At 65.0% G+C, this 12,729-nt stretch carries 12 protein-coding genes; 9 read left to right on the top strand and 3 right to left on the bottom strand.

Annotated features, from left to right (window positions below):
• Positions 1-44 precede the first annotated feature (44 nt).
• From secG to AC1ECN_RS19090, 3 genes are all read left to right on the top strand, one after another.
• Positions 45-560 carry a preprotein translocase subunit SecG gene (gene secG / locus AC1ECN_RS19100; RefSeq protein WP_130672626.1) on the top strand — a complete coding sequence of 172 codons (516 nt, stop codon included), beginning with the start codon at positions 45-47 and terminating at the stop codon, positions 558-560.
• 143 nt (positions 561-703) lie between these two features.
• Positions 704-2,332, top strand: coding sequence for a CTP synthase (locus AC1ECN_RS19095; RefSeq protein ID WP_018072161.1), 1,629 nt, complete (start codon positions 704-706; stop codon positions 2,330-2,332).
• A gap of 73 nt (positions 2,333-2,405) precedes the next feature.
• A complete protein-coding gene (locus AC1ECN_RS19090; protein ID WP_130655605.1) occupies positions 2,406-2,876 on the top strand; it encodes an SRPBCC family protein in 471 nt (156 codons plus the stop codon).
• Positions 2,877-2,918: 42 nt separating this feature from the next.
• On the opposite strand, the gene AC1ECN_RS19085 is transcribed toward AC1ECN_RS19090, so the two are convergent.
• Positions 2,919-4,007, bottom strand: a complete 1,089-nt coding sequence (locus AC1ECN_RS19085) for a citrate synthase/methylcitrate synthase (protein ID WP_130672625.1) — start codon at positions 4,005-4,007, stop codon at positions 2,919-2,921.
• 84 nt (positions 4,008-4,091) lie between these two features.
• Here AC1ECN_RS19085 and AC1ECN_RS19080 point away from each other — a divergent pair, with 84 nt between their 5' ends.
• The 6 genes from AC1ECN_RS19080 to AC1ECN_RS19055 all read left to right on the top strand — a co-directional run bounded on the left by AC1ECN_RS19080 (position 4,092) and on the right by AC1ECN_RS19055 (position 11,042).
• Positions 4,092-5,237 (top strand): citrate synthase, encoded by a 1,146-nt coding sequence (locus tag AC1ECN_RS19080; RefSeq protein ID WP_130672624.1) that lies wholly within the window; start codon positions 4,092-4,094, stop codon positions 5,235-5,237.
• A gap of 139 nt (positions 5,238-5,376) precedes the next feature.
• Entirely contained in the window at positions 5,377-5,895 is a 519-nt protein-coding gene (locus AC1ECN_RS19075) for a FecR domain-containing protein (RefSeq protein ID WP_130672623.1), read from the top strand.
• Between the two features lie 5 nt (positions 5,896-5,900).
• On the top strand, positions 5,901-7,757 hold the full coding sequence (locus tag AC1ECN_RS19070) for a CHASE2 domain-containing protein (RefSeq protein ID WP_130672622.1): 1,857 nt from the start codon (positions 5,901-5,903) through the stop codon (positions 7,755-7,757).
• A gap of 99 nt (positions 7,758-7,856) precedes the next feature.
• A complete protein-coding gene (locus tag AC1ECN_RS19065) occupies positions 7,857-9,812 on the top strand; it encodes a DEAD/DEAH box helicase (protein WP_130672621.1) in 1,956 nt (651 codons plus the stop codon).
• Positions 9,813-9,877: 65 nt separating this feature from the next.
• On the top strand, positions 9,878-10,312 hold the full coding sequence (locus AC1ECN_RS19060) for a GNAT family N-acetyltransferase (RefSeq protein ID WP_130655600.1): 435 nt from the start codon (positions 9,878-9,880) through the stop codon (positions 10,310-10,312).
• 25 nt (positions 10,313-10,337) lie between these two features.
• Positions 10,338-11,042 carry a class I SAM-dependent methyltransferase gene (locus AC1ECN_RS19055; protein WP_130672620.1) on the top strand — a complete coding sequence of 235 codons (705 nt, stop codon included), beginning with the start codon at positions 10,338-10,340 and terminating at the stop codon, positions 11,040-11,042.
• Here AC1ECN_RS19055 and AC1ECN_RS19050 read toward each other — a convergent pair.
• Positions 11,011-12,234 (bottom strand): molybdopterin molybdotransferase MoeA, encoded by a 1,224-nt coding sequence (locus tag AC1ECN_RS19050; RefSeq protein WP_130672619.1) that lies wholly within the window; start codon positions 12,232-12,234, stop codon positions 11,011-11,013. The genes AC1ECN_RS19055 and AC1ECN_RS19050 overlap by 32 nt on opposite strands.
• Positions 12,231-12,728, bottom strand: coding sequence for a cyclic pyranopterin monophosphate synthase MoaC (moaC, locus tag AC1ECN_RS19045; protein WP_130655592.1), 498 nt, complete (start codon positions 12,726-12,728; stop codon positions 12,231-12,233). Before moaC ends, AC1ECN_RS19050 begins: the two co-directional genes overlap by 4 nt.
• Position 12,729: the final 1 nt, after the last annotated feature.

The raw sequence follows: 12,729 nt of genomic DNA, 5'->3' as shown, positions 1-12,729 counted from the left end.
GAATTCTTACTTATGTCCGTCTCGAGGCGGGCAGGACTGGACCCATGCAGACCGTATTGATTGTCATCCATCTCATGATCGTGCTCGCCCTCGTTGGCGTCGTGCTCATCCAGCGCTCGGAAGGCGGCGGCCTCGGCATCGGCGGCGGTTCGGGCTTCATGTCGGCCCGCGGCACGGCCAATGCGCTGACGCGCACGACCGCGATTCTTGCGACGCTGTTTTTCCTGACCTCGCTCGGCCTCGGCATACTGACGCGTTACCAGGGCCGTCCGAGCGATATTCTCGATCGCATCCCTGCAACAGGCGGCCAGGGCAACGGTATTCTCGATTCGCTCGGCGGCGCGCAGGCTCCGGCAAATCAGCCGGCCGGCAACGGTGTTCCGAGCAGCGGGGCTACAACGCCCTCACCGCAGGCTCCCGCCGCTCAAGCGCCGGCAACTGGGGCTCCGGCAACGCAGGCCCCAGCGGCCACCGCGCCTTCAACGACTGCTCCGGCAACGCCCGCAGCTCCGGCCGCGCCGGCACCGGCTCAGCCTTCCGGCGTCCCGACGGGACAGTAAGCCGGTCTTCGACATAAACCGCCGGCAGGCCCTCGGGTCTGCCGGTTTTCTTTTGTTTAGATTCCTGCGCCACGCATCGAAAGTTCTGGAAAAGAATTTTTGGGCTGGTGGAATCGTTTTTGAAAAGGTATCCGGTGACTCCCATGGCGCGATACGTATTCATCACTGGCGGCGTGGTTTCCTCTCTCGGAAAAGGAATTGCGGCCGCGGCTCTCGGAGCGTTGCTGCAGGCCCGTGGATATCGGGTCCGGCTGCGCAAGCTCGACCCCTATCTGAACGTGGACCCGGGCACGATGAGCCCGACCCAGCACGGCGAGGTCTTCGTCACCGACGACGGCGCGGAAACCGATCTCGATCTCGGTCACTACGAACGCTTCACGGGGCGTTCGGCGACCAAGACCGACAACATCACCACCGGCCGCATCTACAAGAACATCATCGACAAGGAACGGCGCGGCGATTATCTCGGCGCGACGGTGCAGGTCATCCCGCACGTTACCAACGAGATCAAGGATTTCGTCACCGAGGGTAATGGCGATTACGACTTCGTCATCTGCGAGATCGGCGGCACGGTCGGCGACATCGAGGCGATGCCGTTCATGGAGGCGATCCGCCAGCTCGGCAACGACCTGCCGCGCGGCACCGCCGTCTACGTCCACCTGACGCTGATGCCCTACATTCCGGCGGCCGGCGAACTCAAGACCAAGCCGACGCAGCATTCGGTCAAGGAACTGCAGGCGCTCGGCATTCATCCCGATATCCTGCTGGTGCGCGCCGATCGCGAAATTCCGGAAGCCGAACGCCGCAAGCTCTCGCTGTTCTGCAACGTTCGCCCGTCCGCCGTCATCCAGGCGCTCGACGTCGCCAACATCTATGACGTGCCGATCGCCTACCACAAGGAAGGCCTCGACGACGAAGTCCTTGCCGCTTTCGGCATCGAGCCTGCGCCAAAGCCGCGGCTCGACCCGTGGGAAGAGGTCTGCAATCGCATCCGCACGCCGGAGGGCGAGGTGACCATCGCGATCGTCGGCAAATATACCGGCCTCAAGGATGCCTATAAGTCGTTGATCGAGGCGCTGCATCACGGCGGCATCGCCAATCGCGTCAAGGTCAACCTCGAATGGATCGAATCCGAGGTCTTCGAAAAGGAAGATCCGGCGCCCTATCTCGAAAAGGTGCACGGCATCCTCGTGCCCGGCGGCTTCGGCGAACGCGGTTCGGAAGGCAAGATCCACGCTGCCCGCTTTGCCCGGGAGCGCAAGGTGCCGTATTTCGGCATCTGCTTCGGCATGCAGATGGCGGTCATCGAGGCGGCGCGCAATCTCGCCGACGTCTCCGGTGCCTCCTCGACTGAATTCGGCCCGACGAAAGAACCGGTGGTCGGCCTGATGACCGAATGGGTCAAGGGCAACGAGTTGCAGAAGCGCACGGCAGCCGGGGATCTTGGCGGCACTATGCGACTCGGCGCCTACAAGGCGGCGCTGAAGAAGGGCACGAAGATCTCGGATATCTACGGTTCCACCGATATTTCCGAGCGTCACCGCCACCGCTACGAGGTGAATATCGACTACAAGGACCGGCTCGAGAACTGCGGCCTCGTCTTCTCCGGCATGTCGCCGGACGGCGTGCTACCGGAGACGATCGAATATCCCGATCATCCCTGGTTCATCGGCGTGCAGTACCACCCGGAACTGAAGAGCCGACCGCTCGACCCGCATCCGCTGTTTGCCAGCTTCATCGAAGCGGCGACGGAACAGAGCCGCCTCGTCTGACGTATGCCAACACCAGATCGCGTTGTGTCAGGCGCGATCTGGATAACATTCGTGCTCGCGCTATCTCGCCGGCATGACCCCTTCACGCAGCACGACCGTCGCACGCTTCATCGCGGCACCACGCGAGCGCATCTACCGTGCTTTCCTCGATGCGGAGGCGGTCGCCACCTGGCTTCCGCCTGATACGATGAAGGGCATCGTCCATGCCTTCGAGGGCAGGGAAGGCGGCGCCTTCAGCATGTCGCTCGTCTATCCCGATGACGAGGCGTCGCAGCCGGGCAAGACCTCTGACAAGATCGACAAGTTCCAGGGCCGTTTTGCACGGCTCGTGCCTGACGAGAACGTCGTCTGGGCGACGGTCTTCGATTCCGAGGATGAAGATTTTTCCGGCGAGATGACGGTCAGCACGACATTGTCGCCCGCCGATGGAGGCACCGATGTGACGATGGTCTGCGACAACATCCCCTCCGGCATTCGCCTTAAAGACAATGAAGAAGGCTGCCGCTCGACGCTCGACAACCTCGCCGCCTTCGTCGGCGGTTGACGATCGCCGGCAAGGACATGCCCCTGCCGGCGAACTCAACGTTTACGCAGCGGCCGGCAGCGGCCCGATATAGACCGAGCGCGGACGGATCAGCCTGCCTTCGAGCGCCTGTTCGCGCGCATGCGCCAGCCATCCGACAGTGCGGCCGATCGCGAAGACGCCGGTGAAGGCCTCGCGGGGAAAGCCGAGCGCTTCGAGCAGCAGCGCGGTATAAAACTCGACATTGACGTCGAGCGGCCGGTTCGGCTTGCGCACCTTCAGGATCGCCAATGCAGCCGTCTCCACGGCTTCCGCCAGAGCGCCGCGGGCGCTGTTCACCTGGCCCGTTGAGATCAACGGCTTCAGCGCGCCCTTCAGCGCATCGGCGCGCGGATCGCGGACGCGATAGATGCGGTGGCCGAAGCCCATCAGCCTTTCGCCGCGGTCGAGCGCGTCGCCGAGCCACGAGTAAGCATTCTCCGCCGTTCCGATCGCATCCAGCATGTCGAGCACGGGACCGGGCGCGCCGCCATGCAGCGGCCCTTTCAGGGCGCTCACCGCCGCGAGTACGGAAGAGGTGAGGCCGGCCTGCGTCGATGCAATGACGCGCGATGCGAAGGTCGAGGCATTGAGGCCATGGTCCGATATCGTCACGAGATAGGTGTCGAGTGCCGCTGTCTGCTCCCTGGTCGGCAATTTTCCGGTCAGCATGCGCAGGATATCGGCCGCCTGCGGCAGCGAGGCGTCGGGCGCGATCGGTCTTTTGCCGCGTTGCTTGCGAAGGATCGCCGGCAGGAAAACTGCGGGCGCAGCCAGAAGGCTGAGAGCGCTATCGAAATCCTCGCCGTCGGGCAGGCGAGCGATCAACGCCCGCATCGCATCGACCGGAGGCAAAGCGAGCAGGGCGGCATCGGCGGCCTTGATATGGCCGAAAATCCTCGTTCGCGCCTGCGCCAACCAGTCGCGCAATTCCGCTTCGTCGAAGCTTTTTTCCATCAGCCCATCGAGCAATAGGGCGGCGACGCCTTCATAGGTGCTTTCTGCAACCAGGTGATCCAGCGACACACCGCGGATGATCAGTCGTCCCGCTTCGCCATCGACATCCGAAAGCTGCGTTTCGGCAGCAATGACATCTTCCAACCCGTTTTTCATATCGTTTTCTCCTTTACGACCGGGATGATCGGACCTAGTCTCATTGACGTCAATCTTGATGTAATTGATCAATGTGAGGTTCCGATGTCGTGGCTGACTGCCGAGGAGGCGCTGCGGGCGTTGAAGACCAAGCCGCAGACGCTCTATGCCAATGTCAGCCGTGGGCGCATCCGCGCCAAGTCCGATCCCGCCGACCCGCGCCGCAGCCTCTACCAGGCAGCCGACGTACAGCGGCTTGCCGAACGCCATGCCGGCCGCCGCAAGACCGAAACGGTCGCTGCCGAGGCGATCCGCTGGGGCGATCCGGTTCTGTCCTCAGCAATCTCCACCATCATCGGCGGACGGCTTTTCTATCGCGGAAGGGATGCGGCCGATTTCGCGGAAGTCGCGACGCTGGAGCAGACGGCGGCACTGCTCTGGAATGGCGCGGAAAGACTCTCCTCCGGCAGCGGGACCGGACATGCCTCTCCGTCGCTTCAGGCTGCCTTCCTGGCGCTGGCGGGGCGGGTGACATCGGATCTGCCGTCGCTCGGCCGCTCGCCGGCAGCACTTCGCCGCGAAGCAAGTGGCGTTCTCCGCACCATCGCCGATGCACTGGCGCCGAGGCCTTTCGACCAGCCGCTGCATCTCAGGCTTGCGGCAAGCTGGCAGCGGCCGGATGCTGCCGATTGCCTGCGTCGCGCGCTGGTGCTGCTTGCCGATCACGAACTCAACGCCTCGACCTTTGCGGCGCGGGTCACAGCATCGGCGGGTGCAGCCCTTTCGGCGGCCGTGCTGTCCGGTCTGGCGACGCTGACAGGCCCGCTGCACGGCGCTGCCTGGCAGGGCATCGACGCCTTGATCGAGACTACTTCCGCGCTCGGGGCGGAGCAGGGGATCCGCCGTACGCTTGCCCAGGGCAATCGCCTTTCGGCCTTCGGCCATCCGCTCTATCCCGATGGCGATGTCAGGGCCTTATCGCTACTGTCGCACTTCCCCCTGCCGCCGCAGTTTGCCGAGCTCCGGGAAACCGGCGAGGAGATGGTCGGCGAGAAGGTCAACGTCGATTTCGCGCTTGCCGCAATGGCCGCCGCCTTCGATCTCCCGAGGGAGGCGCCGATCATCATCTTCTCGCTTGCCCGTTCCGCGGGTTGGCTAGCGCATGCGATGGAACAGATCGACAGCGGCGAATTGATCCGGCCGCGGGCGCGTTATACCGGACCGGCGCCTGAAACGGATAGTAGAACGTAAGAATTCCGCCGGCGATTGCGACGATTTGCTTTTTTTGCCTAGGGAAATATTTGAATTCGGCTATCATCCCTTACATGGAAGAAGACGGTTGGCGGGTGCTTTCCAAAAGAGCTGTTCCGCACGGTCAAGGGGACTTTCCATGAATACGACGTTTCGCAGCCTGCTTGCCGCCGCACTCGCTCTCGGCCTAATTCCGCATGGGGCGGCCTTTGCGCAGTCTGCCGGCTGCACGGTATCGCGTGATGCCGGCGCCCGCCAGGTGCTCAGTTGTCCCGGCGGCGTCACGGTGACGGCAGAGGCCGGCGCCGCCTACAGCCTCGTCGACCGCAACCGTGACGGCAGCCCCGATTCGGCATCGCTGCGCCGCAAAGCCATTCTCGTCGATGTCGACAGCACCCAGCACGCCGGTGGTTTCCAGGTCGTGACGCCGCAGGCGATCGCTGCCGTGCGTGGCACCCAATGGGCTGTCGATGTCGCAGGCGACAAGACCTCGGTGCTGGTCGTCAGAGGCAGCGTCGCGGTTCGCCGACCGTCCGGGGAGCCGGTGGTGCTATCGCCGGGCGAAGGCGTCGATGTCAGCGGTGGAACCGAACCCCTCGTCGTGCGTCGCTGGCCGGCGCCGCGCGCCGCCGCCCTACTTGCCCGCCTCGGCCAATAAATCCCATGAACCATCGTCTGCTGACCGTGATCGCGCTGCTGCTCGCCGGTCTTTGGGCGGCTGCGCTCGGCTATGTCAATCTCAATGCCGGAAGCGGCCTTCTCGACCGGATGGAAGCCTCGCTTGCCGATATCCGCAGCGCCATCGTCGGGGTGAAAACACCGCCTCCCGTCGTCTCGATCGTTGCGATCGACGACCGCACCGCTAGGGCGCACGGCTATCCGCTCGATCGGGCGACACTTGCGCGCCTCGCCGGCGCGATCACCACGTTGAAGCCGAAGGCTTTGGCGATCGATATTCTGCTCGTCGATCCGGGGCCGGAGGCGGGTGATGCGGCACTGACGACCGCGCTTCGCCAGGGGCCGAGCGTGATTGCGGCCGCAGCCACTTTCGCGCAAAGCAGCCAGCGGGTCACGGATGTGGCCGGTGATCCGCTTGCCGCCATCCCTGAGGCAAACCAGCTTCTCTTGCCGCTTCCGCGCTTTGCCGAGGCAGCTGCGGTCGGCATCGTCAATGTCGCAACCGACCAGACCGGCACGCCGCGCTTCATTCCGCTGATCTCGCGTTCCGCAGACCGGCTGGATCCGGCTTTTCCGCTGCGTGTCGCGTCGGTGGCGCTCGGCGTCGATCCCACGATCGAACCCGATGCCATCATGCTCGGAAAGCTGCGTATTCCCACCGATATCGGCCAACGCCTGCCGGTGACCTTTTATGGCGGGCATGGCAGCATCGCCACCTTCAGCGCCGCCGATGCGCTGGATGGCAAGCTTTCGGCGGATGCGGTCACTGGTCGCATCGTCGTCATCGGTTCGACGGTGACTGGCGGCGGCGACGTCTTCCCGACGCCGTTCGATCCTGTCATGCCCGGCGTCGAGGTAATGTCGACGGCGATCACCCATCTCGTCACCGGCGACGGCATGGTGCGCGACCATAGGATAAGGCTGATCGATGCCGGCATTGCCGTCGGTCTGACGCTCGTGCTCGTTTCGCTGGTCGCCTGGCGCCGCAGTGCGGCAGGCTATATCATCATCGTGCTGACGCTGATCGTCTGGGCGATGATCAACCTGTCGGCCTTTGCGCATGGCTACTGGCTGAGTGCGGCGCTGCCGATCGCCGCAGCGCTGCCGCCGGCGCTGATCTTCGGGGCGGCCGAGCTCTGGCTCGACCGCGGCCGCGCCCGCCATTTCGCCGAGCAGAGCGCGCTCCTGCAGCGCATCGAGGCGCCCGGCCTCGGCGAGTGGCTGGCGCGCGATCCGAATTTCCTTGCCGCGCCGGTGCGCCAGAACGCCGCCGTCATCTTCATCGATCTCTCGGGCTTCACCGGCCTCAGCGAAAATGTCGGGCCGGTAGCGGTCAGCGAGATGCTGAGCGGCTTCTTCGAACTGGTCGACGAGGAGGCGCGCGCCCACGGCGGCGCCATCACCAGCTTCATGGGCGACGGCGCGATGATCCTGTTCGGCCTGCCGGAGCCTGCCGATGACGATGCCGCCCGCGCCGCTGCCTGCGCGGTCAGCCTCTGCGAGCGCACACGGGCCTGGCTTCAAGCGCATGCGGGCTTTGCCCCGAAGAAAATCGGCTTCAAGGTCGGCGCCCATTGCGGCCCGATCGTCGCCTCGCGATTGGGCACCGGCGACCGGCAGCAGATCACGGCGGCGGGAGACACCATCAATGTCGGCAGCCGGCTTATGGAGGTGGCCGCCCGCCATGGCGTCGAACTGGCGCTGAGCGCCGAAATCGTCCGCGCTGCCGGCCCCGATAGCGTGCTCACGCAGTCCGGCCGCATGGAGGGACCGTTGGAAACGGCGCTGCGCGGCCGGGCAAGCCGCATCGACGTCTGGCTGTGGCGTAGCCGTACGCTTTGACAATCGCCGCGGGAGCGGCTAGGAACGGCGCAAATACCCCGCCGGCTGGCTCCGGCCATGGCGCAGCAACGCGCCTGACAGCTCCGAAAGATCGAATCCATGACAGAATTTAACGGCGTCGTCCCGGCGATCGCCAAGGCGTTGCAGAAGCGCGGTTACGCCGAACTCACTCCGGTGCAGAAGGCGATGCTCGATCCGGCGCTTGCCGCTTCCGACGCGCTGGTCTCGGCCCAGACCGGTTCCGGCAAGACCGTCGCCTTCGGCTTGGCGCTGGCGCCGACGCTGCTCGAAGGCAGGGAGCGCTTCGGCAATGCCGGCGCGCCGCTCGCCCTCGTCATCGCCCCGACGCGCGAACTTGCCCTGCAGGTGAAGCGCGAGCTCGAATGGCTGTTTGAGATGACCGGCGCGGTGATCGCCAGCTGCGTCGGCGGCATGGACATCCGCAGCGAGCGCCGCTCGCTTGAACGCGGCGCCCATATTGTCGTCGGCACGCCCGGCCGGCTCTGCGACCATATCCGCCGCAGGGCGCTCGACATGTCGGAACTGAAGGCTGCCGTGCTCGATGAGGCCGACGAGATGCTCGATCTCGGCTTCCGCGAAGACCTGGAATTCATTCTCGATGCGGCACCGGACGAACGCCGGACGCTGATGTTTTCGGCAACGGTGCCGGCGGCGATCGCCAAGCTTGCCAAGAGCTATCAGCGCGATGCCGTGCGCATCAGCACCGCGGCCGAGGAAAAGCAGCATATCGACATCGAATATCGCGCGCTCATGGTGGCCCCGAGCGACCGCGAGAATGCGATCATCAACGTGCTGCGCTATTACGAGGCGACCAACGCCATCGTCTTCTGCTCGACGCGCGCTGCCGTCAATCATCTGACGGCGCGGTTCAACAACCGCAATTTCGCCGTGGTGGCACTGTCCGGCGAGCTGACGCAGAACGAACGCAGCCATGCGCTGCAGGCGATGCGCGACGGGCGCGCCCGGGTCTGCATCGCGACCGACGTCGCCGCTCGCGGCATCGACCTGCCGGGCCTCGATCTCGTCATCCATGCCGACCTGCCGACCAATCCGGAAACGCTGCTGCACCGCAGCGGCCGTACCGGCCGGGCCGGACGCAAGGGCATCAGCGCCATGATCGTGCCGCTAAATGCGCGGCGCAAGGCAGAGCGTCTGCTCGAGAATGCCGGTATTTCGGCTGCCTGGGCGCGGCCGCCCTCGGCCGAGGAAGTGAGCGAGCGCGACGACGAGCGGCTGCTCGCCGATCCGATCTTCAACGAAACGCCGCAGGAGGAAGAGCAGGGGCTGGTACAGCAGCTTCTCGCCAGCCACGGCGCCGAAAAGCTTGCCGCCGCCTTCCTGCGTCTTTACCGCACCAATCATTCGGCGCCGGAGGATCTGATCGAGGTCACCGTACAGGACGACCGCAGCCGCAAGCGCCGCGACAATGCCGAGCCCTACGAGCCGGCGCAGAAGGGACCGCGCGAAGATTTCGGCGCCAGTGTCTGGTTCTCCGTCTCGGTCGGACGCAAGCAGAATGCCGAGCCGCGCTGGCTGATCCCGATGCTCTGCCGTAACGGCAATGTGACGAAGCGCGAGATCGGCGCGATCAAGATGCAGCCTGAGGAAACCTTCGTGGAGATCGCCGCGGCGAGTGCGGAAAGCTTCCAGGCGGCGATCGGACCGAACAAGGCACTCGAACGCGGCATCCGCGTGACCAGGCTTTCCGGCACGCCGGATTTCAGCCGGGCGCCTGCGCCAAAACCCTATGCCGGCAAGCCATCCCGCGACGAGCGGCCCGACGACTCATTCCGCGGCGAGCGGCCGAAGAACAAGTTCGGCAAGGCTCCGGGCGGCGGATATGCTGCAGCCGACAATAGCGGCGGGGAAAGACGGGATAGCAAGCCCTGGAGCAAGAAACCGGGCAAACCCGCCTTCGATGGCCCGAAGTCCGACAAGCCGAAATTCGAAGGCCCCAGATCCGAAGGCCCCAAATATGAGGGCAAGGGCGGCGGCGCACCGAAGAACAAGTTTTCAAAGAAGAAGCCCGGCTGATTTTGCCGGCAGCCCTTCGCTGGTTCGGCGGAGGGCTTTGGGTCGTATCCCTGAGGGAGGCAAGGATGGTGATGGAAACGGCGATTCTCAGCGTCCCGGTTTTCAGTACGCTCTGCAATGAGGCCTTCCGGCTGCGGCGCGCCGTTTTCGTGCATGAGCAGAAGGTTCCCGAAGCCGAGGAATTCGATGCCGACGATCTCAGCGCCCATCATCTCGTCGCCGTCACGGCGGGCGAGGTCTCCGGCACGCTGCGAGTCATCTACGCCGAGGAACATGTGAAGATCGGCCGGGTTGCGGTTGCCGGCCGATGGCGCGGCCAGGGCATTGCGGCCGCAATGATCGGGCAGGCGATGGAACTGCATCGCGCTGCCCGCGACAACCGCTTCTATCTTACAGCACAGGCGGACAAGCTGCCGCTCTACGAGCGTTTCGGCTTCGTCGCCTATGGCGCTGAATTTCTTGACGGTGGCATGCCGCATCTTGCCATGAAGAATTACTGAGCTTCGTCGGCAGGAGCAGACGTCGATGAAACGCCCCGGTATGCCGAACCCCGATCCGGCCGCCTTCATCAAGGCCAACCTGCCGATATCACCGGTTCCCTCCATCCCCGAGATCCGGCTCCATACTGCAGGGCCTGCGAGCGGGCTCTGGCGGCTTGCCGGTCGTGGAGAGGCCGATTCGCCGCCTTACTGGGCCTATCCCTGGGCCGGCGGCGCGGTGCTTGCCCGCCATCTGCTCGATCGACCGGAAATGGTGAGCGGCCGCCGGGTGCTCGATCTCGGCGCCGGCTCCGGGCTCGTGGCCATTGCCGCGGCGAAGGCCGGAGCAGCCACGGTGACCGCTATCGACATCGATGCCAATGCCATTGCCGCGATCGGCCTCAACGCGGCGATCAACGGCGTGGATATCGTAGCCCGGGCCGCCGATATCATCGAGGGGCCGCCACCAGAGACAGATCTCCTCGCGGTCGGCGATCTGTTCTACGACCCCTCGCTTGCCCTGCGGGTGATGGCCTTTCTGCGGCGTTGCCAGGCCTCCGGCATCGAGGTGCTGATCGGCGATCCCGAGCGGGCCTATCTGCCGCAGGACAAACTTAGGCGAATCGCCACCCATGCGGTTGCGGATTTCGGCGGGGGCACTGGCGGCGGTGCCGTGCCGGCTGGCGTCTTTGCGCTCTCCGACAAAGCTGAAGGCGAGATTATGCCAGGAGGTCAGGCCGCAACAGCATGACCGGGCAGGGCGCTCCGGCCGGCAATTCCGGCGCATGCGGCGGGCGGATGACGAGGCAATCGGCTTCGGCGAAGACCTTCATCATCGAGGAATCCTGCTTGCCGAAGGGTTCGGCGAGCCAGTGGCCGGCGGCGGATTTCGAAAGTTTCGCCCTGATATAGTCCTGCCGGTGGTCGTTGGCGCGCAGAGTGACGGCCGCCTCCACCGTTGCCTCGCGCCGCACCGGCGGCAGGGAGGCGAGCTTGCGGATCAGCGGCTCCAGGAAGAGCAGCGAACAGACGAGGCTGGAGACCGGATTGCCGGGCAGGCCGAGCACATGCGTCTCGCCGAAGCTGCCGACCATCAGCGGTTTGCCGGGGCGCATGGCGATGCGCCAGAAATCGAGCTGCATGCCGGCCTCGATCAACGTCGCCTGCACCAGATCATGGTCGCCGACCGAAGCGCCGCCGAGCGTGACGATCACATCGACCTTGGCATCCCGCGCCGTGTCGATCGCCGCGGTGATCCTGGCCTTATCGTCAGGCACGATGCCGAGATCGAGCACATCGGCGCCGGCTTTGCGGGCAAGGGCTGCAATACCAAACGTGTTGGATGCGATGATCTGCGATGGGCCGGGCGTGCTTCCGGGCGGCAGCAATTCGTCGCCGGTTGCGAGGATGGCGATCTGCGGGCGCCGCAGCACCTCGACATGAGGCCGGTTCATGCCGGCGGCAACCGTCAGCCGCGAGAAATCGAGCACGGTGCCGGCCGGCAGCACGGCTTCGCCTTCGGCGAAATCCTGGCCGCGGGGACGCACATGCTGGCCCTGCCGCACAGGGAAATTGGTTCTGATTCCGCCCTCGATCTTCTCGGCATCCTCCTGCAGCAGGACGCTATCGGCGCCTGGCGGAACAGGCGCGCCGGTGAAGATACGGACGGCCTCTCCCTGGCCAACGCTTCCCTCGAAGGCGTGGCCGGCGGAAGACGTGCCGATGACCTTCAGCTCGGCGCCCGGCTCCGGCGCGTCTTCGCGGCGCAGCGCATAGCCATCCATGGCGGAGGCATTGAAGGGCGGCTGGGTCAGGCCGGCCGTCAGATCGACGGCCAGGACGCGGCCCTCAGCCTCGGCAAGCGGCAGCGTCTCGGACGCAGCAATGGGCTTTGCGCTGGAGAGCAAGCGGTTCAGGGCCTCGGCAACCGGGAGAAGGTTCATCTTGCCTCCGGATGACGGAAATCGCCGGATTTTCCGCCGGACTTTTCAAGAAGTCTGATGCCGCCGATCTCCATTGCCTTATCGGCCGCCTTGGCCATGTCGTAGATCGTCAGACAAGCGACCGAGACGGCGGTCAACGCCTCCATCTCCACACCGGTCTTGCCGGTCAGCTTGGCGGTCGCCGTAACGCGCAGACCGGGYAGGGCGGCATCTTCCGCGATCTCGACCGTGACCTTCGTCAGCATCAGCGGATGGCAGAGCGGGATGAGGTCGGCGGTACGTTTTGCCGCCATGATGCCGGCAAGACGCGCCGTGCCGATCACATCACCCTTCTTGGCATTGCCTTGGCTGATGAGAGCGAGCGTTTCCGCCGCCATCTTCACATGGCCCTCGGCAGTGGCGATGCGCACCGTCTCGGCCTTATCGGAGACATCGACCATATGCGCCTCGCCGGAGGCACCGATATGAGTGAGGCCTGGCTTTTGGCCGCTCATA

It is taken from the genome of Rhizobium sp. 01N447_2 (genome assembly GCF_056399245.1).
This window is presented reverse-complemented; position numbering and strand designations above follow the sequence as displayed.

What these genes read in the sequence shown, in the direction of transcription:
- secG (WP_130672626.1), top strand. Translation starts at nt 45, where the DNA reads ATGCAGACCGTATTGATTGTCATCCATCTCATGATCGTGCTCGCCCTC.
- AC1ECN_RS19095 (WP_018072161.1), top strand. Translation starts at nt 704, where the DNA reads ATGGCGCGATACGTATTCATCACTGGCGGCGTGGTTTCCTCTCTCGGA.
- AC1ECN_RS19090 (WP_130655605.1), top strand. Translation starts at nt 2,406, where the DNA reads ATGACCCCTTCACGCAGCACGACCGTCGCACGCTTCATCGCGGCACCA.
- AC1ECN_RS19085 (WP_130672625.1), bottom strand. Translation starts at nt 4,007, where the DNA reads ATGAAAAACGGGTTGGAAGATGTCATTGCTGCCGAAACGCAGCTTTCG.
- AC1ECN_RS19080 (WP_130672624.1), top strand. Translation starts at nt 4,092, where the DNA reads ATGTCGTGGCTGACTGCCGAGGAGGCGCTGCGGGCGTTGAAGACCAAG.
- AC1ECN_RS19075 (WP_130672623.1), top strand. Translation starts at nt 5,377, where the DNA reads ATGAATACGACGTTTCGCAGCCTGCTTGCCGCCGCACTCGCTCTCGGC.
- AC1ECN_RS19070 (WP_130672622.1), top strand. Translation starts at nt 5,901, where the DNA reads ATGAACCATCGTCTGCTGACCGTGATCGCGCTGCTGCTCGCCGGTCTT.
- AC1ECN_RS19065 (WP_130672621.1), top strand. Translation starts at nt 7,857, where the DNA reads ATGACAGAATTTAACGGCGTCGTCCCGGCGATCGCCAAGGCGTTGCAG.
- AC1ECN_RS19060 (WP_130655600.1), top strand. Translation starts at nt 9,878, where the DNA reads ATGGTGATGGAAACGGCGATTCTCAGCGTCCCGGTTTTCAGTACGCTC.
- AC1ECN_RS19055 (WP_130672620.1), top strand. Translation starts at nt 10,338, where the DNA reads ATGAAACGCCCCGGTATGCCGAACCCCGATCCGGCCGCCTTCATCAAG.
- AC1ECN_RS19050 (WP_130672619.1), bottom strand. Translation starts at nt 12,234, where the DNA reads ATGAACCTTCTCCCGGTTGCCGAGGCCCTGAACCGCTTGCTCTCCAGC.